17 protein-coding genes, 2 tRNA genes and 1 pseudogene are annotated in these 20,523 nt (G+C 50.5%); 10 read left to right on the forward strand and 10 right to left on the reverse strand.

What is annotated here, in order from left to right; genetic code table 11:
* Positions 1-126: 126 nt before the first annotated feature.
* Entirely contained in the window at positions 127-762 is a 636-nt protein-coding gene (locus tag C2M24_RS11930) for a cytochrome b/b6 domain-containing protein (RefSeq protein WP_105215113.1), read from the reverse strand.
* A gap of 82 nt (positions 763-844) precedes the next feature.
* Here C2M24_RS11930 and C2M24_RS11935 point away from each other — a divergent pair, with 82 nt between their 5' ends.
* Both C2M24_RS11935 and C2M24_RS11940 read left to right on the forward strand, forming a co-directional pair.
* The gene (locus C2M24_RS11935; protein ID WP_105215115.1) at positions 845-1,564 is read left to right on the forward strand and encodes an AzlC family ABC transporter permease; all 720 of its coding nucleotides are present in this window, start codon (positions 845-847) and stop codon (positions 1,562-1,564) included.
* Complete coding sequence (locus C2M24_RS11940; protein WP_105201138.1) at positions 1,561-1,860, forward strand: AzlD domain-containing protein; 300 nt, start codon at positions 1,561-1,563, stop codon at positions 1,858-1,860. Before C2M24_RS11935 ends, C2M24_RS11940 begins: the two co-directional genes overlap by 4 nt.
* Positions 1,861-2,006: 146 nt before the next feature.
* Here the strand turns inward: C2M24_RS11940 and C2M24_RS11945 are convergent, their stop codons facing one another.
* A complete protein-coding gene (locus C2M24_RS11945) occupies positions 2,007-2,195 on the reverse strand; it encodes a PA3496 family putative envelope integrity protein (protein ID WP_105201139.1) in 189 nt (62 codons plus the stop codon).
* Between the two features lie 480 nt (positions 2,196-2,675).
* Between C2M24_RS11945 and C2M24_RS11950 the strand changes: the two genes are divergently transcribed.
* Positions 2,676-3,458, forward strand: coding sequence for a YggN family protein (locus tag C2M24_RS11950; protein ID WP_105215117.1), 783 nt, complete (start codon positions 2,676-2,678; stop codon positions 3,456-3,458).
* Here C2M24_RS11950 and C2M24_RS11955 read toward each other — a convergent pair.
* The gene (locus C2M24_RS11955; protein ID WP_105215119.1) at positions 3,455-4,948 is read right to left on the reverse strand and encodes an aminotransferase-like domain-containing protein; all 1,494 of its coding nucleotides are present in this window, start codon (positions 4,946-4,948) and stop codon (positions 3,455-3,457) included. The genes C2M24_RS11950 and C2M24_RS11955 overlap by 4 nt on opposite strands.
* Positions 4,949-5,045: 97 nt before the next feature.
* On the opposite strand from C2M24_RS11955, the gene C2M24_RS11960 reads away from it, so the two are divergent.
* Positions 5,046-5,960: a DMT family transporter gene (locus C2M24_RS11960; protein ID WP_105215121.1), complete on the forward strand. Its 915-nt coding sequence runs from the start codon at positions 5,046-5,048 to the stop codon at positions 5,958-5,960.
* Here the strand turns inward: C2M24_RS11960 and C2M24_RS11965 are convergent.
* Positions 5,957-6,817 carry a diacylglycerol/lipid kinase family protein gene (locus C2M24_RS11965; protein ID WP_158681396.1) on the reverse strand — a complete coding sequence of 287 codons (861 nt, stop codon included), beginning with the start codon at positions 6,815-6,817 and terminating at the stop codon, positions 5,957-5,959. The genes C2M24_RS11960 and C2M24_RS11965 overlap by 4 nt on opposite strands.
* Positions 6,818-7,093: 276 nt before the next feature.
* On the opposite strand from C2M24_RS11965, the gene C2M24_RS16100 reads away from it, so the two are divergent.
* The 4 genes from C2M24_RS16100 (at position 7,094) to C2M24_RS11980 (ending at position 8,586) form a co-directional block, all read left to right on the forward strand.
* Complete coding sequence (locus C2M24_RS16100; RefSeq protein WP_199774431.1) at positions 7,094-7,234, forward strand: hypothetical protein; 141 nt, start codon at positions 7,094-7,096, stop codon at positions 7,232-7,234.
* A gap of 181 nt (positions 7,235-7,415) precedes the next feature.
* Positions 7,416-7,506, forward strand: a tRNA-Ser gene (locus tag C2M24_RS11970).
* A gap of 23 nt (positions 7,507-7,529) precedes the next feature.
* Positions 7,530-7,622: transfer RNA gene (locus C2M24_RS11975), tRNA-Ser, on the forward strand.
* A gap of 454 nt (positions 7,623-8,076) precedes the next feature.
* Positions 8,077-8,586: a DUF4124 domain-containing protein gene (locus C2M24_RS11980; protein ID WP_105201144.1), complete on the forward strand. Its 510-nt coding sequence runs from the start codon at positions 8,077-8,079 to the stop codon at positions 8,584-8,586.
* On the opposite strand, the gene C2M24_RS11985 is transcribed toward C2M24_RS11980, so the two are convergent.
* Positions 8,569-9,678, reverse strand: a complete 1,110-nt coding sequence (locus C2M24_RS11985) for an aminotransferase class V-fold PLP-dependent enzyme (protein ID WP_105201145.1) — start codon at positions 9,676-9,678, stop codon at positions 8,569-8,571. The genes C2M24_RS11980 and C2M24_RS11985 overlap by 18 nt on opposite strands.
* A gap of 3 nt (positions 9,679-9,681) precedes the next feature.
* Positions 9,682-10,854 carry a PrnB family protein gene (locus C2M24_RS11990; protein ID WP_105201146.1) on the reverse strand — a complete coding sequence of 391 codons (1,173 nt, stop codon included), beginning with the start codon at positions 10,852-10,854 and terminating at the stop codon, positions 9,682-9,684.
* Between the two features lie 291 nt (positions 10,855-11,145).
* On the opposite strand from C2M24_RS11990, the gene C2M24_RS11995 reads away from it, so the two are divergent.
* A complete protein-coding gene (locus C2M24_RS11995) occupies positions 11,146-12,486 on the forward strand; it encodes an alpha/beta hydrolase (RefSeq protein WP_105215271.1) in 1,341 nt (446 codons plus the stop codon).
* Positions 12,479-13,627, forward strand: coding sequence for a GNAT family N-acetyltransferase (locus C2M24_RS12000; RefSeq protein ID WP_105215123.1), 1,149 nt, complete (start codon positions 12,479-12,481; stop codon positions 13,625-13,627). The genes C2M24_RS11995 and C2M24_RS12000 overlap by 8 nt, the downstream gene beginning before the upstream one ends.
* Here the strand turns inward: C2M24_RS12000 and C2M24_RS12005 are convergent.
* The 4 genes and pseudogenes from C2M24_RS12005 to C2M24_RS12020 all read right to left on the reverse strand — a co-directional run bounded on the left by C2M24_RS12005 (position 13,604) and on the right by C2M24_RS12020 (position 20,523).
* Positions 13,604-14,196 (reverse strand): annotated as a pseudogene (locus tag C2M24_RS12005) (DUF938 domain-containing protein). The gene C2M24_RS12000 and the pseudogene C2M24_RS12005 sit on opposite strands and share 24 nt — an antisense overlap.
* Complete coding sequence (locus C2M24_RS12010; protein ID WP_233999544.1) at positions 14,186-16,252, reverse strand: S9 family peptidase; 2,067 nt, start codon at positions 16,250-16,252, stop codon at positions 14,186-14,188. The pseudogene C2M24_RS12005 and the gene C2M24_RS12010 overlap by 11 nt, the downstream one beginning before the upstream one ends.
* A gap of 123 nt (positions 16,253-16,375) precedes the next feature.
* On the reverse strand, positions 16,376-16,981 hold the full coding sequence (locus tag C2M24_RS12015; protein WP_158677980.1) for a chitin-binding protein: 606 nt from the start codon (positions 16,979-16,981) through the stop codon (positions 16,376-16,378).
* 401 nt (positions 16,982-17,382) lie between these two features.
* Positions 17,383-20,523: an efflux RND transporter permease subunit gene (locus C2M24_RS12020; RefSeq protein ID WP_105215129.1), complete on the reverse strand. Its 3,141-nt coding sequence runs from the start codon at positions 20,521-20,523 to the stop codon at positions 17,383-17,385.

Below are 20,523 nucleotides of genomic sequence, written 5' to 3' on the forward strand. Positions count from 1 at the left end.
CGTTACAATATGGTAAACATGTAAACAGAAGATAAAGACTTACGTGCGGGGCATGACCCCGCATTTAGTAAGCCCTAGCGGCTGTTCATAGTTTTGTAACAGATCGTAAACAGCCGCCATTCGTCGCTATAGCAGAGTTTGTAGTGGCTCATAACCCCAGGTTGTTAGCAGCACACCTAATAAAACGGCAAACAGAGCAAAAGCTGGCCAACTTGCTTTTAGCTGTGCAGCGGTGCTGACTTGCTTATTACGTCCGGTAACCATAGCCGGCACCAGTTTTTTGCCGCGCAGGGCGTAAACAACAATGGCAACAAGATGCAGGCCGATGGCGATTAACAGCCAATCGAAATTCTGATGATGCAACGAAGACGCCCATTCAACCCAGTCGTAAGACACATATTGCACCAAAGGACCATCAACCATGATGTCATCAGTGGTCATCAAGCCGGTCGCCAACTGCAACAGAATCAATGCAAAAAATACCAGCACCATATAGCTGCCAGCGGCGTTATGCCCGGGAGTTAAATGCTTGGCTTGTAAAGCCTGAACAACCGCTTTGGGGCCATGAAATAGCGCCGATAAGCGCGCTGTGTCACTGCCAACCAGACCCCAGATTAAACGCGTAGCCAAAAGCGCCAGGGTGATATAACCGAGCACAAAGTGTAGCTCCAAGGCTCCTTCCTCGGCGGAGAAATACAGGCCGACCAAACAACTTACCAAGGCCCAATGAAAAAAACGTATATATCCATCCCAAACTTTCATAACTGCTCCACTTCTTTTGCAATAGCCGCGATTATGCCAAACTCTAGCGTCGGTGCGAAATCAACTCGGTTAATTTTTATCTATGAGCAAGTCTACTCATATAAAACGCGGTACCAAACTGCAGCAAAATGCCTTTATCAAAGGGCAAATCGATATGATGCCTCTTAACCTGGCGGTACTGCCCTGGGGGCTCTTGTGCGGCTCGTTGGCAATGCAAAACGGCTTTACTTTAATGGAAGCTCAGCTGATGTCTTTATTGGTTTTTGCCGGCTCGGCCCAGTTGGTGGCCATTGAGCTTATCGCCAACGACACCCCTTTGCTGACCATAGCCATCACCACCTTCATCATCAGTTCTCGGCACTTTTTATATGGCTTGGCCATTCGCCAAAAGGTCATTGCTCAACCCTTGAGGTGGCGCTTACCTGTCAGCTTTGTGCTGACCGATGAGCTCTTTGCTTTTTCCCACCACCCAAAGGCCTATCAAACCAAGGCACGACTCATTTATGCCCTCAGTGCTGGTTTTAGCTTTTATGTTGCCTGGAATATTTGGACCCTGCTGGGCATAGTGGCGGGACAGTTGCTGCCTGACTTAACCAATCTTGGTCTCGATTTTGCCATTGCCACAACCTTTATCGCCCTGGTGATCCCGGCCATTAAAAACTGGGCAACTCTGGCCTGTGTACTGGCTTCGGGGATAAGTGCTGCGGTGCTCAAGTCCTGGCAAGTAGAATTATGGCTGGTGTTTAGCGCCCTCATCGGCATGAGCGTTGGCTATGTGCTTAGTCGCGGGAGGGTGCAATGATCACCACCATATTACTGATGGCGGCCATTACCTTTGGCAGTCGTTATTTATTTTTACACCGTGCCCTGCCATTTCGGGTCGGCGCAAAAATGCAGCGTTTTTTAAGCTTTAGCGCCCCGGCCGTGCTTACCGCCATCTGGGTACCCATAGTGGTTTTACCTGGCAATCAGTGGCAGTTGAGCTACCAGAATCCGTATCTGGTTGCGGCCCTTGTCGCCATTATTACCGCCTACAAAAGCCATAGTATCTACGCCACCACCCTGCTTTCCATGGCGGTCTTTTTTGCGCTGCGATAATACCAATTCACTTAAATAGCCAACGCTATATCTGCTCACATACTTAACAGCATTGGTATAACAAAAAAGGGGCCGTAGCCCCTTTAAAGTCTTAAAATAGTCTCGGCTTAATTACACCAAGACTTCATAGGCCAAAGGCCCGTTATTTATTCATTTAAATACTCGTCAAAGTCATCGCTGCCGAGATGCTTTCTCAGCTTGCGCTGTTCTAAATAATCGTCCAGCTTCTTTTTTACCTTGCGCTTGCGACGGTCGTTTTGATTGCGTCCCATCGCTTCATATTCATCTGCAACAAATTCGTCTTCAAACGCATCATAGGAATATGTTTTACCCACAATACACTCCAATAAATCTAAATCAGTTATCACCGCTCCCCAACTTAGGTGCGGCGAATTCAGGGCTAGGCGCCTTCGAGTGAATAAATAGCCGCTAAATCGCAAACTGGAAAGTGAGATTTTTTTATCGTTTCAATAAACATAATTGATTAATAATTATACCGCCTTAATTCGTAAGGTTATTCCACCTTGGATAGCCCGTTGTGGATCCGCCTTTGCTGCCAGGGTCCTAGGTCGGCTTTTGCCGCCATGGACGGCGGTACTAGGGTGACGCAGGAGCAGTTACCTAGCAGGCTGACAATTGAGCAAATGTTTTAATCCACGGCAAAGTTAATTTCACTAAAAGTTAGTAAAAGGCACTAAACAAGGCATTGGCAGCACACAAGATGAAATTATAACGCTATGATTTTTATCATCTTTATTAATTGGCACCGAAATTGTATTAGTCATAGCGTCAACAGAATAACAGGAATTATCACCATGAAAACCAGCACGCTAGCCATTATCTCTGCCATTAGCCTTTCTGGCACCGCCATCGCCGGGGAAGCCAATTCGCTCTCGTTTGGCTCTGAGCAATGCAACATTGAATTTAAAAACGATGTACGCATCGAGCCGCAGCGTTTACAGATCACCAATGCCAATAACCAGCACCTGGTGTACAGCTCAGGTCTGCTTGAAGTCGATGGTCAACCCGTTGAGTTAAATGCCGAGCAACAACAGGCCCTGGACGATTACACAGATAAGGTACGAACCTATATGCCCGAGGTGGCTCAAATAGCCCTGGATGGCGTTAAGATCGCCGGCGTTGCCCTAGAAGAAGTCGGCGCCGCATTTGGCATCAGTCACAATGAGGCGCTGAGCGATATAGTTGAAAATATCGGCATCAATATTGAACAGACCTTCTACCAGGACGGTGCCTTTGTAATGGGCAAACAAAGCTTTGAACAATTAGGCAATGATATTGAAAGCCAGTTTGATGAGGACTTTGAACAAGCCGTAGAGCAGGCCATGGTGCAGTCTATCGGCAGTATATTTATCGCTCTGGGCTCTGAGTTATTAGGCTCAGGCGGCGACATGGATGAATTTGAGCAACGTATGGAGCGCCTTGGTGAGCAGGTCGAGCAAAGAGTTGAGCTGCAAGCCTCGCAAATAGAACAACGTGCGGATGCGCTATGCCATTCATTTAGCGAGTTGGCGCAACAAGAAGCTCAGCTGCTTAGCATGATCCCCGAATTGAAAGAGTATCAGCTGCTAAGTAACTAAGCCTTTGGCATGCCCATTGGCGTGCCCATAGGCGTAACCTTCGCCTTACCCTTTTGCACTTGCAGGCAGAGCGCCCCTAAGCGGGCCACTGCCTTTTCTATTTCCTCGCTCCATTGCACCCCAAAACTCAGGCGTAAACACTGACGATATTTGTCGGTGGCGCTAAAAATAGCTCCCGGAGTAATGCTGATCCCCGCCTCCAGCGCCAGGTGGAACAAGGCAACAACATCATACTGCGACGGCAGTTGCAGCCACAATACACAGCCTCCCTGTGGATTGGTCATTCGGGTGCCAGGCGGAAAATGCCGCTGCACCAAGGCCCGCATCCGCTCTTTATTGAGCGCCAGGCGCTGGCGCATCACCCGCAGATTTTTATCGTAATCGCCGCTATTCATAAATTCGTACAGGGTCCACTGATTCATCAGTGACGACGCGCAGCTCATGGCCCGCTTTAAACGCCGCGCCTGAGGCGCAAACTTGCCGGCTATCATCCAGCCCACGCGATAGCTTGGCGCGGCGGTTTTTGACAGCGACGAGCAGGTGATCACCTTGCCCTTGGTCGAATAATACTGAGCCGGTTTGGCGCCATCTGGCTCGTAGGCAAGCTCCCCATACACATCATCCTCAATTAGCACCGCACCTTGATCCTCCACTAAATGCACCAGACGTCGGCGTCGCTCCTCAGGCATTTTCGAGCCCAAGGGATTGCTAATACTGGTGGAAAAGATGCAGGCCTTAATATCATGCTCGGCAAACGCCTGCTGCAGATCTTCGACGCACACCCCTTGTTGCGGGCACATGGGAATTTCTATCACCTTGAGTCCCAGACTCTCCAGCATTTCGATAATGCCAAAATAACAGGGCGACTCTATGGCCACTATATCCCCCGCCTGAGTGACACACTGCACAGCGATATGCAGCGCTTCCTGGGCACCATTGGTAATGATCAACTCATCACTGTTAACGCCGATGGCAAAATCCAGGTAACGGTTGATGATCTGCTTTTTTAGCGCCGCAAAACCATCCAGGGGGCCATAATTGATAGCCTTATGCCCGGCCACATTCATCACTCGCCGCATGGTCCGGCTCAGCACCTTATCGGTGGGGTTTACCGCCACCGGGTTGGCTATCCCTAAGGGCACCACGGCGGCACGATGCAAACTGTCAAAAACCTGCTCAATCAAGGCCTGTTTATTAACCGCTACCGGCTGGCGCGCCAGTTGAATACGACGAGGCTGATGACACTGATCTGAGCCGGCATTAAGGTAAAAACCGGACTTTTCTCTGGCACTGATCACCCCCTGACGTTCAAGCTCTTGATAAGCCTGCTGAACGGTGGGAATACTAATGGACAACTTTTGTGCCATAGCACGCAAAGAAGGCAGCTTTTCACCCGCACCCAAGGTGCCTTGCGACTGCATATCTTTAATCAAGTCAATGACTTGCTGATATAGGTAGATGTTACCCTGCTTATTTACAATGCGAGACATGGCTGATCTGTATAGGTATAAAATGATGTTTTCTGTTTATGTACAGTATACAGAATAACTTTAAAATACCAGCTTTAGTCGCCTTGAGAAAAACGCCATGAACAACGTCCTGCTGTATTTTTTTACCGTCCTGATTTGGGGCTCAACCTGGCTGGCCATAGAATTCCAGCTTGGCGATGTGGCGGTGCAAGTTTCGCTGTTTTTACGCTTTGCCATTGCCGCCGTCATTATGTGGGCTTTTGTACTGCTTAAAAAATTGCCGATGCGCTTTAGCGCCCGCGATCATGGCTTTTTTACCCTGTTGGCCCTGTGTAACTTTGGCGCCAACTATCTGATCCTCTACTGGGCGCAGCATTATCTCACCTCGGCAATGAGCTCCATCGCCTTTAGCACCCTGCTGTTGATGAATATCATCAACACCCGATTATTCTTTGGCAAACCCATAGCCAAACGCATCTACTTTGGTGCCCTGCTCGGCGTGGTAGGCATAGTGATCTTGTTCTGGCCGGCCATCGCCACTTTGGATCTCGGTAATGAGTTATTAATAGGCCTGTTATTGTGTCTTGCTGGCACGCTTGTAGCGTCCATAGGCAACATGGTGAGCGTACGTAACTCCCAGGCTCAGGTAGGCGTGCTGCAGGGCAATGCCTGGGGCATGTTATACAGCACCCTGGGACTGGCACTGTTCGTTTTAATCAGCGATGTTAGTTGGGACTTTAGCACTGCCGGCACCGCGTATTGGTTATCCCTGCTGTATCTAAGCACCTTCGGTACAGTGATCGCCTTTGCCTGTTATTTTGTCTTGCTGAAGAATATCGGCCCGGAAAAAGCCAGCTACGTGATTGTGCTCTTCCCTTTGGTAGCTGTGATTCTAAGCACCCTGTTTGAAGGTTTCGTATGGCAGCTTAATACGGTATACGGCTTTGTGTTTGTATTACTGGGCAACGCCATAGTGCTGACCCCATTCGATAAAATAGGCCTCTTTTTCAAGCGCACACAGGCACCAGCCTAGACGGGCATCACAAAGTTCAGGGCACCGCGCTGCACACTAAAAAGTGCGGGTGTGGTGCCTATATACTCTCCATCCGCCTCTATGCCTATATTTGCGGTGTGCACATCAAGCTGGGATACAGGGGTTATATTGACCTGCTTAAGCCGGGTATGAGCGGCAAAATAGCTAAGTATCAGCGCCTGAATTTGCCGCCAAAACGGCGCCGCTCCTATTTGCACGCAACTTAATTGGCCATCGCAAATATTCGCCTTGGGCGCCAGACACATGCCGCCCCCAAAGTAACGGCCATTGGCTAAACACATCATCAGCAACCTGTGCTCTTGCGCCTTGGTAGTCGAAAACTGCAATAACGAGGGGGCGTAGCGATACAGCATTTTAATCCCCTGCCAGGCATAATTCAGGTGCGCCCAACGGCCGCGCTTATTTTGACTGGCGGCAACCACGGCAGCATCATAGCCAACGCCGGCGATATTGATAAAGTAGCGCTCATTAACCTTACCCAGATCTATGGCCGAGCTGGCATGTGTTAATGCGGCTTCGATCCATTGCTGCTCAGAGCAACGCCACTGGCGAGCAAAATCATTACCACTACCACAGGGAACCAGGGCTACTTCGACCTCGCTATAGGCGAAAGCATTGGCGGCCAGATTAAGTGTACCGTCGCCACCAAGTGCAATTACTCGTTTGGTATTGGGAATATAGGTTTGCAGCCCCTGTAAATCGGCGTAAAAGTCGCCACTGGTAGCCACCTCAACATAGGCATATGACAAGGAATGCAAACGCTGGCGAATAGCTTTTAATTGCGCTTTTGCCTGCAGCGGATGATACAAGAGCAAATACCTGGTTTGATGGTTCAAAATGCCAACCTATAACAAATATGATTTATCTGAATAAATATGCACGATATTTTAAAAAATCACTTGCCACAAGATAAAAAACCTTGGTTATTGGTCTATTAGCGCATTTTCCACCTAAATATTCATTCATAAATCTTTTTTTTGAAACTTAATAAAACATTAATCGCATTAATTAAACTTATCCGAATGGGCCAAAATATATCGTTTTATTTTTAACCACACTGGTTGCACAATAGCCTTGTTTTCAACCACAGGCACAACCCGGAGCAAGCAAACATGAACCCAGTAAACACCCTAAATCAAACAGCAGCCAACCATGTAGCAACCAAGCCAAGCAAGCGTAAAGCTAAAATGATGGCCAAGCTAAACCGCTTTGGTAAAGAGCTAGCTCTTAGCGGTGTTGTGCGTTACAAGTAATTAATTACACTAATGTTACTTTCTGGTATTAAAAACAACCAGCAGGTGCTAAGACCCAACCAGCTTAGCACCTGAAATCCTCACTTTTTTCTTGCTAGCGCCCTGAATTAGCACAAAAATCAAGCAAACGATTCATTATCTATTTACACTGGCCACAAGCCTCAGTATTATCCTACCCCATGGAGAGATGGCTGAGTGGTTGAAAGCACCGGTCTTGAAAACCGGCATAGGTTAATAGCCTATCTAGGGTTCAAATCCCTATCTCTCCGCCAAATTTATCAAACTGATTCGCGCCGGAGAGGTGGCCGAGTGGCTGAAGGCGCTCCCCTGCTAAGGGAGTATAGGGTTTGTAGCTCTATCGAGGGTTCGAATCCCTCCTTCTCCGCCATTAGTTTTAAAAGAACCGCCTTTACGGCGGTTTTTTTATAACTAAATTTCGAGCAGGCGGACTTGGTTCGAACCCTTTCGACAAAATGCCTGGAGCATTTTGAGCCGCGTAGGCGCCTATAAGGGCTAGCACAGGGGCGTGCTAGAGCTACAAAATGTCCGGAACATTTTGAGCCGCGCAGGCGCCCGTAGGAGTGAGTGCGGCTGCAAGCGCAGGAGGCACGAGCGCTCATCCCTCCTTCGGCGTTCAGTCGCAAGCGTCCGAAGTTCAATCGCGCCCCCACCTCCTTAACTAAAGCTTAATTAGAGCTTGGTACTATCGGCAATATACCTATACACAGCACCCACTCTGTCAGCGGAAATAGCCGCTACTAATATATTGATTGTTAACGGGGTGTTGATTTCCCAATGGAAAGTTCTAGAATCTTATAACCCTAACCATACGGACATGTCCTATGAAATACCCAGTTATATTTGCCGCGGCTCTTTGTTTGACCACCTTGCCCAGCTATGCGGCGGTTTATAAATGCACCATCAATGGCGTAGCAACCTTTAGTCAGCAGCCCTGTGGCAAAGACGCGCAAATTATTAAGGTGCGTTACTCTGGTGCTAAAACAGTGACGGCCGTGACCAGCGAAGAAGACGATTCTCAACAGCCTAATGTGAGTGAGGTAGACAGCTACCTGAAGTCGCAAGAATACGACCGCCGCATCGCCATGCACCAACGTAATATCAGTGACTACGAAACGCGTATGGCTAAAGATCTGGCGCAGCTTGAGAATATAAATCAAGCAACCGCCAACTATTTAGGCGGCGACTCTATCGACGATGCGAAGAAGCAGCAGGCAACCATAGTGCGCGCCAATTATCACGCCCTTATCGAAAATGAAAAGAAGGCGATCAGCGAATTGCAAAAGTACAAAGAAAATATCAACGCGGCGGCCAAGTTAAATAAACCGCTTTAACGCTGATACCAGCTGCGCCACATCCTGTTCGTCGTTATAGATGTGAAACGACACTCGGGCTCCGAGGTGGCGCGCGTCAACGCTGATATTGTGTTGCTTTAATTCCTGCATCATCTGCTCTTGCCTGTCGCCGGCATGAAGAATCAGGGTACCGCTGCGCCGCCGTGCATCCAGTGGTGATGCCGCCAGGTGGGCACATTCTTCAAGTAATTGCCCTTGCAGCTTCAAATTATGGGCGCGCACCTTGTCGATGCCAAAGTCATTAAACCAATTGATACTGTGCGCCGCTAACACATAGGGGGCGACGCTGGGTGTACCTCCCCAAAAGCGCAGTGCACTGTCGTGGTAAGCAAAGTGATGGATATCGAACTCGAATGGATTGGCATGGGAGAACCAGCCTACATCCTTAGGTTCACAGCCAGGTAATTGCTCGGCGCTAAGCCATAAATAGGCGGCTCCCGGGCCACCGCACAGCCATTTTACGCTCGATCCTATTAGAAAATCCGGTTGCACCCGGGCCAAATCCAGGGGGATCACCCCGGCGCCCTGAGCCACATCAACCAGACTTAAGATGCCGAGCTCCTTGGCGGCGGCCACTATCTCGGCCACCGGCGCCTGACGCCCGGAATTGGAATACACCTGGCTGATAAAGACCAGATCCATATCCCCTTGCAAATGTTGCTGCCACACCCGGATATCGCTGATGTCCTCGGAGGCGGGAATAAAGACGATTTCGCTGTCCGGAGTCAGAGATTTTTGCAACGCAAAACCCATGCTGGGAAAATCCTGTTCCGACATCAGCACCTTGCACTTGTTCTTACGCAAACGCGGGTGCGCCACAACCAACTTGCTCAGGGCACTGGAAAGATTCACCTGAGGACAAAACAAGCTGGCCTCTGAGTTAAACAGGCGTGCTAATGCGACGGTAAAATCCTGCACTGCCCCGAGCCACTGTGGCCATGGCTCGTTTTGCTCCTGCTGCCAGGGAGCGAAAAAATGCTCATGAAAGTGTTGCTCCGTCGAGCGCAGCGGACGACCCACAGAGTGACTTAAGAAATAAGGCCCTGCGGGCAAACGAAACTGAGTTTTCAAAACTTAATCCACCATCTTGGTTAGGCGCTGCACATCGTCGTAGCGGGTAAAAATATCATCGCGAGGACGCGCGGCACGGCGGTCACGGAGTGTTTCCAATTGCGCCAGAAGCACGGGCAAGGGCGGACCACTGGCGGTCACCTTATCCTGATGTTCGGCACCGAGCTGCTCATTCGGCACGCGAATATACTTCTCCACCAACTGATTATGGTGCTGAATGGCGGTCTGCCCATGCAGCTTGCACACGCTTAAAAATGCTTTAAGGTTATCCTGAAACCAGCTGGCCTTATGATGCTGCTTACCCACTTTCAGGAACTCATCCATAAAGGAAGGTAAACGCATACAATCGCGTAAGATACGCTGATCTTGCGGCATCATATAGAGAAACTTATCCACCAGCAGCTGCGAATAACTGACTTCATTGGCCTGACACAGGCCCAATAGCATATCAATCACGTTTATACCGGCAAAATCGCCGGCATTAGCGCCACGATACACCTCTTTACCGACACGATATGGCTTGTAATAGGGGCGCACACAGTAAAAGAATCTATCTGTATCAAGATGCAGGAAGAGGTAGCGGTTGCTGGTCATCACATCCTTTAGGGCCTGCTCGGCTACGGCCAATAGATCGGCGGCTATGGGGTGAGAAATCCCTAAGGGCTGCAAACGCAGCAAGGCATCGGCGGCGCGCTTATAGGCCAGGATCCCCTTGGTGTTGTAATCGACAAAAAGCTTTTCATCGGCCAAGTCGGTAAAGCGTTTATACACACCGTTTTCGGCGCTGTTATGGGTAGTTAAATGAGCAGTTGCAAAACGCGGCGTGACACCAATCGAGGCGCCTATATGCATGGCCAGAGTAGAAGCCGCCGTCAACGGCGATTGGGTTTCCCGCGATGGTTCGGTAATTTCATGGCGCCGACAGGCGGCCATATACAAGCCCACATTGCCTAGCAGATCAAACGCCTTATCAAAGCCCTGATCCGTATTACCTTCATTCACCAATTGCTGGATAAGCGCATTACCCTGGGCCACCATGGCTTCTTTAATTTCCTCGCCGACTCCGACAACATTGGCTCTGTCTTCCTGCTGCCAATATAAGTCTTCCAATTCGTTATTCAGGACAACGAAGTCGGTGCGGATCCAACGATCAAACGCGACTGAGTGACCAATCATAATGTGCTCATAAATTAGTCAATTATTACTACTAATTTAGCATAACTTTAAAAGTGAAATGACTTAACTTTTGCGACTCATGCCGCAGCATTGATAAATAAACACCCAAAAACAACGTGGCTCATGAGCGACTCCAGCCAAATAATTAAAATCGCCTCATGGCCTGCTGCACTTAGGGCCCGCACTTAGGGGCCGTACTTAGGGCTGGCGATTAGGGCCCGCGATTAGGGCTAGGCGTAAAATCACCGCTTTGTTATGCTGCCCGTTATAAATTATCTAGAGATCAAAGCGATGCGTTTACTGTTATGTTTCCTGCTCGGCCTAACCAGTTCTTTTAGCTGGGCACAGACCTGCCTTAGCCATATAGATGATATCGACTACATAATGGCGGCCAAAAAGAATGGCAGCCATCGCTTTGCCCAAGATGCCTCTGTGCAAGCACTCGACCTCGACTCTCTGCCGCCATTTAGCGCCTATCTGGCCTCGGCCCGAGACTGGATTGACGCACGTAACCCTAGGGCCAGCCTGCCTTGCCCGGTACACACAGAAACCGTTAAGTTACTGCAAGCTCAAGGCGCTCTGGAAGCCGACTTGACCGTGAGCGATCTGCTGAGCCCTTTTGAGCTGCGCCATCCAGGCAGCAATAAGGCCGTGCTTTTATTGCATGGCCTGACCGACTCCCCTTTTAGTTATCATTCCCTGGCGGCATTTTTCCATCGCCAGGGCTTTAATGTTCGCACCGTATTACTGCCCGGTCATGGCAGCGCCGCCAGCGATCTCCAGGAGGTGAGTTTTAAACAGTGGCAAGCCCTGACCCGCTATGCCATTGAGCGCACCAGCAAGGACTTCGAACAGGTTATTATCGGCGGCTACTCCACCGGTGCCGCCCTCGCCCTGGCTAACTTGATTGAACGCCCGGTGCCACAGCAGGTACAGGCGCTGATGCTCTGGTCACCGGCAACCGAGCCCCATAACAAGCAGGGCTGGCTAGCAAAATGGATAGACCGCATACCCTTTGTAAACTGGATAGATAAGGACGCGGATATCGACTTCGCCAAATACGAGTCCTTCCCTTTTGCCGCCGCCAGCCTCGGCCATGAGGCTATGCGCCGCATCGATACTAAGCACCTAGCCAAGGCAAAACTGCCCGACTTGCCGCTTTTTGTCGTCCAAAGTGAGGTGGATACCACCATAGATTCCCAGGCCACTTTGGCCCTGGTGAAGGCCTGGCATAATCCTCAGATGCGCCCAAACAGCGCCAAGGACATGCTGATTTATTACGGTAACCCGCAAACCGCCAAACGCTATTTAGGGAAGGATTTCCCGCTGCGTAGCTACGCCTGCCAGGCCAATCAGCCACCCTGTAATAAGATCATCGACTTATCACATATCAGCGTGGTTAATGCGCCAAATCACCCCTATTACGGCGCCCAGGGGCACTATCGCAATTGCGGCTCCTACCTGGAAGATGATAAGGCTTATCGCCGCTGTAAAACGCAAACTCAGGTGCTGATCGGCGAGCGCAGCGAGGCAAATCTGGCCAAGGGATCACTTAAGCGTCTAACCTATAATCCTTTTTATGCCGAGCTGGAGCAGGATATGCGCACCTTCCTCGGGCGTTTACATGAGTAACTTCGGCGTCCGCTTTTTTTCCAGCGCCCAAGCCTTGGGTAAATCGGCCTGGCAGGCGTTTTTTGATGCCGCCGAAGATCCCTTTACCAGCTATGAATTTATTGATGCCCTAGAACAAACGGGCTGCGCCAGCGCTCGCACTGGCTGGCAACCTCACCACTTGGCGCTTTACCACAAGCAAGAGCTGGTTGGCCTCGCCATAGGCTATATAAAAAGCCATTCCTACGGTGAATATGTATTCGACTGGGCCATCGCCGAAGCCTATGAGGCACATGGCTTTAACTATTACCCCAAGTGGCTGTGCGCCGCACCCTTTACGCCAGTGACAGGCACGCGCCTGGCCCTGAGCGATTCGGTAAATAAAACACAGGCGTTAGCGACCATTCACACCGCTCTGGATAAGCAGGCGCTGCAACTGGGCTGGTCCGGCTGGCATATCAATTTTTGCTCCCGGGCCCAGGCCGAGCAATTGCAGGAGCAAGGCCTGGCAAGACGCACCACGGTGCAGTTTCAGTGGCATAACCCAGGCTACCAGGACTTCGATGAATTTTGTCGGCAATTGAAGGCCCGCAAACGTAAAAATATAATCAAGGAGCGGGCTGCTGTCGCCAAGGCGGGGCTTAGAATAGAGGTTGCCAGTGGTGATGAAATTACGTCGGTGCATATACAGGCGCTTAGCGCCTTTTATCAGCGCACCTATCTCAAACGCTCGGGTCATCTGGGCTATTTGAATGCCGACTTTTTTACCCGACTAAAACAAAGCATGGGTGAGCATCTGGTGGTGATAAGCGCCTATGACGGCGAGCAAATGGTCGCCGCCAGCTTGTTTCTACGTGGCCAAAACACGCTTTACGGGCGCTACTGGGGCTGCCTGGAGCACTATGACCGCCTGCACTTCGAGCTTTGTTATTATCAAGGCATAGAATATTGCATAAATCAGGGGTTGGCGTACTTTAACGGCGGCGCCCAAGGGGAACACAAACTTGCGCGAGGCTTTACCCCTCAGCTGACCCATTCCTGCCACCGCTTTATCAACAGCCCCTTTGCTGCCGCAATTGATGACTTTATCGTCCGCGAAACGCGACAACACAGCCTATATTTGCAGCAATGTACCGGGTTATCTCCGTATAAAGTGCAATAAGCGATTGTTGGCGGGCATGGCATATCGGCAGCCAATTCCAGCCCGGCGGCTGCGGCCAAACCCACCACCCATTGCTGGTCACGCAAACCGCTTAAGGGGTCGCGCTCACGCAGACTGGCATCGAAGCGGGCATTGCTGTCGCTGGTGTAGGCGCCGTTGTAATTAAAGGGGCCATAAATGCACAAGTTACCGCCTTGGCTAAGGTGCTGCTTAACGCCATGGAAAAATGCTCGCACCAACTCCTCGCTAACAATATGCAGGGTATTGGCGGTGAAAATGCCGTCAACTTGCGCTAACGGCCAGCTTTGTCCGAGATCCAGCGCCAGCGGTGGCAAAATATTGCCGCTCTCGGCAGTACATATAACCTGCTTGATCAGCTCATGGTTATAGGCTAAATCGCTTGTTTGCCAAAGTAAGTGCGGCAAATGCGCGGCAAAATGCAGCGCATGCTGGCCGGTGCCAGAGCCAATTTCCAATACCCTTTGGGTCTGAGCAAAGATCTGCGTCAACTCGGCGAGAATCGGCCCCTTATTGTTCTCACATGCCTGGGATAAGCCGCTAATTTTCATAATCTAAGGTCGTTAAGAAGAAATTAAATTCCAGTGCCTTTTCCGCCAGGCTTTTAAAGCGTCCGGAAGCACCTCCATGACCACTCTCTAAGTCGGTTTTAAACAGCAGAAGATGGTCATCGGTTTTGTATTCACGCAGCTTGGCCACCCACTTCATCGGCTCCCAATACTGCACCTGGGAATCGTGCAGGCCTGTAGTTACCAGAATATGGGGATAGGCCTGGGCACGAATATTATCATAGGGTGAATAGGCGGCTATGGTGCTGTAGTCCTGCTCGTAATTTGGGTTGCCCCACTCGTCATACTCATTGGTGGTCAGCGGAATGCTGGTATCAAGCATGGTGGTCAGCACATCCAAAAACGGCACATGACAGCCGATAGCACGGTATAAATGCGGTGCCTGATTGACTACGGCGCCCATCAAGAGGCCACCGGCGCTGCCGCCACTGGCAAAGATCTTATCGGCGGCACCATAGCCCTGCGCCACCAGCGCTTCAGTGACATCGATAAAGTCGTTAAAGGTGTTTTGCTTATGCGCCAGCTTACCGGCTTCATACCAGGCGCGCCCCAACATTTCGCTGCCACGAATATGGGCGATGGCATAAACAAAACCACGATCCAGCAGGCTTAAAATGCTGCTCGAGAAACTGGGGTCTATGGTGATACCGTAGGCACCATAGCCATATTGCAACAAGGGGTTAGTGCCGTCTTGGGTGAAGGTATCGCGGCGATAAACCAGGGATACGGGCACCTGCACGCCATCCCGCGCGGTGATCATCAGTCGCTCGCTTTGGTAATCCTCAGCGTTAAATTCGCCCAGCACCTCTTGCTGCTTCAACAGCTTGCGCTCCAGGGTATTAAGGTCAAATTCGTACAAACTGCCTGGGGTAGTCAGGCTGCTGTAGTAAATGCGCACGCTGCCTACATCCGGCTCTGGGTTCATCCCCATACCGGCGTAATAACAGGGATCGCTAAAGCTTAGGGTCTGCCCTTCGCCCTGCATTTTGCCCTGCTGATGTTGATACACCACAAAGCGGATCTGACCCAGCTCCCGCTCGGTCACCAGCCAGTAACCCTTAAAGAGATCGACGCCCTCAAGTAGAACATTATCGCGGTGGGCAATAAGCTCCAGCCAGGTATCTGGGTCGGCTATGGTGCTGGCATCCGCCTGCATCAGGCGGAAGTTTTTCGCGCTTCGGTTAGAAACTATATAAAAATGCTCACCGAGCTTATCCACTTCGTACAGATGGCCCATTTCGCGGGGCATTAGAGGCTTAGGTTGTGCTTTGGGATCATTTGCATCAAGCACATAAGTGTGACTGGTTTCGGTGGCTTCCAGGTCGATAAAAATCAGGCTTTCATCGCGACTTTTTCCCAGGCCCATATAAAAGCTGCGGTCCAGCTCTTCATACACCAGTTCATCGTCACCTTGGGCGCTACCCAGGTGATGGCGAAAAACCTGAAAGCCCAGGAGGGTTTGCGGGTCTTTCTTAATGTAATAAAGGGTGCGATTGTCGTTAGCCCAGACCACTTGTCCCTCGCACTCAAGCAGCACATCATCGAGCAATTCACCACTTTGCAGGTCTTTTATGCGCACCTGGTAAATACGACGGCCACTGGTGTCTTCACAATAGGCAAGAAGTTGTTCGTTTGGGCTCACCGCCATATCGGCTAAGTCATAAAATTCATGACCTGCGGCGAGGGTGTTCACATCGAGAAGCAAGGTTTTATTGTCGCCGCTAAAGCTGCTGGCGCGATAATGCTTGGCGTATTCGTCATCTCCGGATACTTCGCTGTGATACCAGTAATGGCCATCGCGCACCGGCACAGTGTTATCGTCTTTTTTGATGCGCGCCTTAAGTTCGGCGAAAATCTGTTCCTGTCGGGCTGCACTTGCAGCTAACTGAGCATCGCAATAGGCGTTTTCTTCACGTAAATGTGCGAGAACTTCCGGGTTTTGGCGCTGATCGTCGCGCATCCAATAGTAATCGTCTTGTCGTTGTTGGCCATGCTGAGTAAGCAAATGGGGGATTTTTTTGGCGATGGGGGCTTGCACGCGCAACCTCAATACACTGATACTGGACGCTCAGTGTATCATACCCATTCTCTTAAACAGCTAATCATTCTAGCGGGCTAAATATCATGCTAACGGCGTTGGTATCACTTGTGCTTTGCGCGACTATGACTCTATTTCTTGCCAGGCGGTGTGCCAATTCAGGCCTAAGCCGGGTTCATATTGCTCGTGATTATTTCCGCCTAAGCGGCACAATTCAGTGTAGGGCCAAGGTTTACAGCGATAAACCTTGCCGGTGGCCAGGTGCAGAACACGATCGCCGGCGCAATAGAGTTCATGGTCGACGGGAAAGATATGATCATAACCCTGGTTATTATGCTGACCCCTGTGCTGCTGTTTCGCCGCACACTTGTAGTTAATAACCACCTCACAGATACCACTGTTTGAACAGGCAAAAATTTCATTGCCACGATACGCGGTGATGAGCCCATGTTCGGTTAATTTACCCGCTTGCATCAGGGGTATATGGGTATTGATATAGTGGGCAAGGTCGCGAGTCCAGTTTTGCGGCTCGCCATGCAGATCGGACTTAATATGCAGCTTAAAACTCAGTCCTTGAACCAAACCTTGATGATCGTACACCTCAACTTCGACAGTATCGCCGCAAAATAGCTGCGTATAACTGCTTAGCGTACCCACACTGAGCCAACTGGCTGCAGGAAGAACTCCGCCCATGTTCGAGTATATGTCTGTATGTTCGGCTAATTGCAATTTGTTACCCCTTGCTTAGTCAGCGACCAAAGCACACTTCAGAACCAGGATGCGTTAAACTTTTAAGCTCACTTTGGGCTTGTTGGCCTTAGCTCTTATCGTTAAAGAACCTTCTAACCATACAAATTTACTCCCAAGACTATCAAAAGATAGAAGCGCGAATCTTAACGCACCCTGAAAGCGGGTAACTTTCTCTATTTAACCTGAGGTTTGGATAAGGGATGAGCTAACTTATTGTTTTTAAATTTCACTATAAATTACACCCTTGTCTAGCCAGAGAGTTTTAGAGACAACCAGGCGAATTCACTTCCAATAGCTAGCTATTGGAAGTGAATTCAACGCCGTTAGCGCCAAAACTGGCTGCTAGAAAGGCATTAACTATCCGAAGCTCAGGTTATTTATTACGCTTTACTCACCTTGCCTTTGTGCTGCCTCGGTACCTTGCCTCTGACACGCTGCCACACCCAGCGGAACGCGGCCCGTATATCACCGAGGATAACGTATAAACAGGGCACCAGAATAAGCGTAAGCAAGGTGGCGTACAGCACAGCGAAGCCCAGCGCCACCGCCATAGGGATCACAAACTTGGCCTGCAAGCTGGTTTCAAACATGATCGGCAGAACCCCAGCAAAGGTGGTTATTGAGGTCAGGGTAATGGCGCGAAAACGTGCACAGCCGCCCTCGACCACGGCTTGTTTTACCGTATAACCTTCGCGGCGCGCCTGGTTCACATAATCTGTCATGACCAAGGAGTCGTTGATCACCACCCCGGCGGCGGCGATTAAGCCAAAAAATGACATGGTGCTCAGATCGAGACCAAACCAGAAGTGACCCCAGAGAGCTCCGGTTAAGCTGAAGGGGATCACCGACATCACGATCAGTGGCTGGCTATAGCTCTTAAGCGGTACCGCCAAGAGGATGTAAACAATGATCATCCCGGCAATAAAGAAGAGAATTTGTTCATTGGCCTGAGCCTGTTGCTCTTCGATGGAGCCGCCCAGTTCGGTTTTCACCGATGGGAACTGCTCTTTAAGTTGCGGCAACAAATCTTCTTTAATGCGTTTGACCACCTCAGTGGGCTCGACCCTTTCCTCGTCTATGCTGCCATAGATATAAACGGTGCGATAACCCCCTTCACGGCGAATGTAACTGATCCCCGGACGTTCCTCTAGCTCCACGACATCACCAAGCAGTACTTCCTGGCCCGCCGGAGTCATCACCACCGCATGCTTAAGGGAAGCAAAGGCTTCACGGGTCAGCTTGGGGTAACGCACCATGACCCGCACTTCTTCACCGTCGCGGATCACTCGCTGGGCCTCGCCACCGTAGAAACTGGCGCCGACCTGACTGGCAATATTCTGCAGGTCCAAGCCGAGATCATAGGCCACCGGCTTAAGGCTCATCTGCACTTCTTTGCTGGCCGGATCTATGGTGGAACTGATGTCAAACAAGCCCTGTTGTTGCTGCAACATAGTTATAAACTGACGACCGGCGGCATTGAGGGTGTCTATATCCGAACCAAATAGCAGATAACCGAATTCGCCATCACCACCTGGGTTACCATTCACGTCATCATAAATGGTCAGCGACTTCACCCCGGCAATTTCCGGCATGGCTTCGCGCCAGCGCCGCGATAACTCAAAGGCATCAAATGGGCGCAGGTCTTCATCCACCAAAGGCGCTAATACCTGAGCCTCGGTACGGCCCTGGTTGAATACCAAGAGGCTGCGTACCATTTTTTGGCCAAATTCCTGTTCGATTTGTGTGTCCACATCGAGCACCATGCGCTCGATTTTCTGAATCGCGTTAATGGTCTGAATATCCGAGGCATTGTCGTTCATTTCCACCCTGATTTGCGGGAAATCATGAGGCACCTTAGGCGTTGGCACCACACGAATATGGTTGCTGCCAATCAGCGTAAAGCTCAGGATCAACATGCCTAAAAACGCGATAAAGACCACGTAGCGCCACTCTATGCTCTTCTCCACGCAGCGACGATAAGTGCCATTCACAAAGCCAAAAAACTTATCATTAAAGCGGGCGCGAAAACCACTTGAGCTGAGAGGGCCAAAGCGGGTATGGGCTATATGCGCCGGCAAAATCAGCTTTGACTCGATCAGACTAAAGGCCAAACACGCCATGACCACCACCGCGATGCCGAAGAAAAACGCCCGCTCCGGGCCGCTCGATAAGGTAAAGGGGGCAAACACCGCCATGGTGGTCAACACCCCGAAGGTCGCCGGGGTGGCCACGCGCTGGGCACCACGTACCACATTGTCGACGCCACCACCTTTTTTCTCGATCTCAGAATAGGCGCTCTCGCCTATGACTATGGCGTCATCAACCACTATCCCCAATACCATAATAAAGGCGAACAGGGAGACAATATTAATACTGATGCCAAAGATGGGCATGGTCATCAGCGCTCCTAAGAAACACACCGGCAGACCTATCATCACCCACAATGCCAGTTTAAAGCGCAAAAACAGGGTCAGCATCAAGGCCACCAGGATGGCCCCTTGAAGCAGGTTTTTCAGCATCATATCCAGGCGCGCATTGAGGTAATAGGTCATATCCATCAGCGGCTCTATGGTCACCCCGGCAGGCAGGGTTTTATTCTTTTGGTCGATATAGGCCTTAACCGACTCCGCTACGGGGATCATGTTTTGCTCTTTAGTCGCCTTAACACTCAGGTAGATGGCATTTTTGCCGTTGAACTTGAAGTAACGTTCGCCTTCAACAAACCCATCCTTGATTTGCGCCACATCCTGCAGCAGCACCTTGGCACCATTGGCCCCTACCTTCACCGGAATATTGCGAAACTCCTCGCCGGAGTAGGACTGAGCCTCGACCCGTACGGAAATAATGCCCGCATCGGTACGCAACTGGCCGGCGGAAAAATTGGCCGAGTAACGGCGCACCGCATTGGCTACATCACTCAAGGTGAGGTTATAGCGGCGCAGGGTATCGGGTTTGATTTCGATGGCAATTTCGTCCAGCGGCACATCGTTTTGCACCAGAGACACATTGCCTAGTTGCAGCAGTTCATCTTCAATTTCATTGGCAATGGGCTTCAGCTCGGTCAGCGGCAGGTCGGCCACCAAAGACATACCTATCACATCCTGCCGAAATTCCACCTGACTTATGGTGACCGGCTCCATCCCCGCCGGGAAGGTGGCGATGCCATCGACGCGTAACTTCACCTTGTCGAGTACATCGCTGAGCTCGGCATCCGGGTCTATCTCTAACGAGGCACGTCCGGAGTTACGGAAGGCGCGATAAACACCCTTGTCTATCTCGGTCACATCCTTGAGCGACTCTTCGATTTTGATCAGTATGCTTTCTTCGATTTCCTGCGGCGAGGCGCCTGGATAATTGGCGGTCACATTGATGTAGTTAATTTCAATATTAGGGAACATCTGCCGCTGAATAGTGAAATAACTGACGATCCCCATAATGATGATAAACACCATCATCAGGTTAGCAGCCACGGAATTGTTAGCGAAGTAGGCGATAATGCCGGTTTGCTTTGGCGTTTGCAT

Origin of the sequence: Pseudoalteromonas sp. T1lg22, assembly GCF_002964645.1 — a bacterium.
GTDB lineage: Bacteria > Pseudomonadota > Gammaproteobacteria > Enterobacterales > Alteromonadaceae > Pseudoalteromonas.

What these genes read in the sequence shown, in the direction of transcription:
- C2M24_RS11930 (WP_105215113.1), bottom strand. Translation starts at nt 762, where the DNA reads ATGAAAGTTTGGGATGGATATATACGTTTTTTTCATTGGGCCTTGGTA.
- C2M24_RS11935 (WP_105215115.1), top strand. Translation starts at nt 845, where the DNA reads ATGAGCAAGTCTACTCATATAAAACGCGGTACCAAACTGCAGCAAAAT.
- C2M24_RS11940 (WP_105201138.1), top strand. Translation starts at nt 1,561, where the DNA reads ATGATCACCACCATATTACTGATGGCGGCCATTACCTTTGGCAGTCGT.
- C2M24_RS11950 (WP_105215117.1), top strand. Translation starts at nt 2,676, where the DNA reads ATGAAAACCAGCACGCTAGCCATTATCTCTGCCATTAGCCTTTCTGGC.
- C2M24_RS11955 (WP_105215119.1), bottom strand. Translation starts at nt 4,948, where the DNA reads ATGTCTCGCATTGTAAATAAGCAGGGTAACATCTACCTATATCAGCAA.
- C2M24_RS11960 (WP_105215121.1), top strand. Translation starts at nt 5,046, where the DNA reads ATGAACAACGTCCTGCTGTATTTTTTTACCGTCCTGATTTGGGGCTCA.
- C2M24_RS16100 (WP_199774431.1), top strand. Translation starts at nt 7,094, where the DNA reads ATGAACCCAGTAAACACCCTAAATCAAACAGCAGCCAACCATGTAGCA.
- C2M24_RS11980 (WP_105201144.1), top strand. Translation starts at nt 8,077, where the DNA reads ATGAAATACCCAGTTATATTTGCCGCGGCTCTTTGTTTGACCACCTTG.
- C2M24_RS11990 (WP_105201146.1), bottom strand. Translation starts at nt 10,854, where the DNA reads ATGATTGGTCACTCAGTCGCGTTTGATCGTTGGATCCGCACCGACTTC.
- C2M24_RS11995 (WP_105215271.1), top strand. Translation starts at nt 11,146, where the DNA reads ATGCGTTTACTGTTATGTTTCCTGCTCGGCCTAACCAGTTCTTTTAGC.
- C2M24_RS12000 (WP_105215123.1), top strand. Translation starts at nt 12,479, where the DNA reads ATGAGTAACTTCGGCGTCCGCTTTTTTTCCAGCGCCCAAGCCTTGGGT.
- C2M24_RS12020 (WP_105215129.1), bottom strand. Translation starts at nt 20,523, where the DNA reads ATGCAAACGCCAAAGCAAACCGGCATTATCGCCTACTTCGCTAACAAT.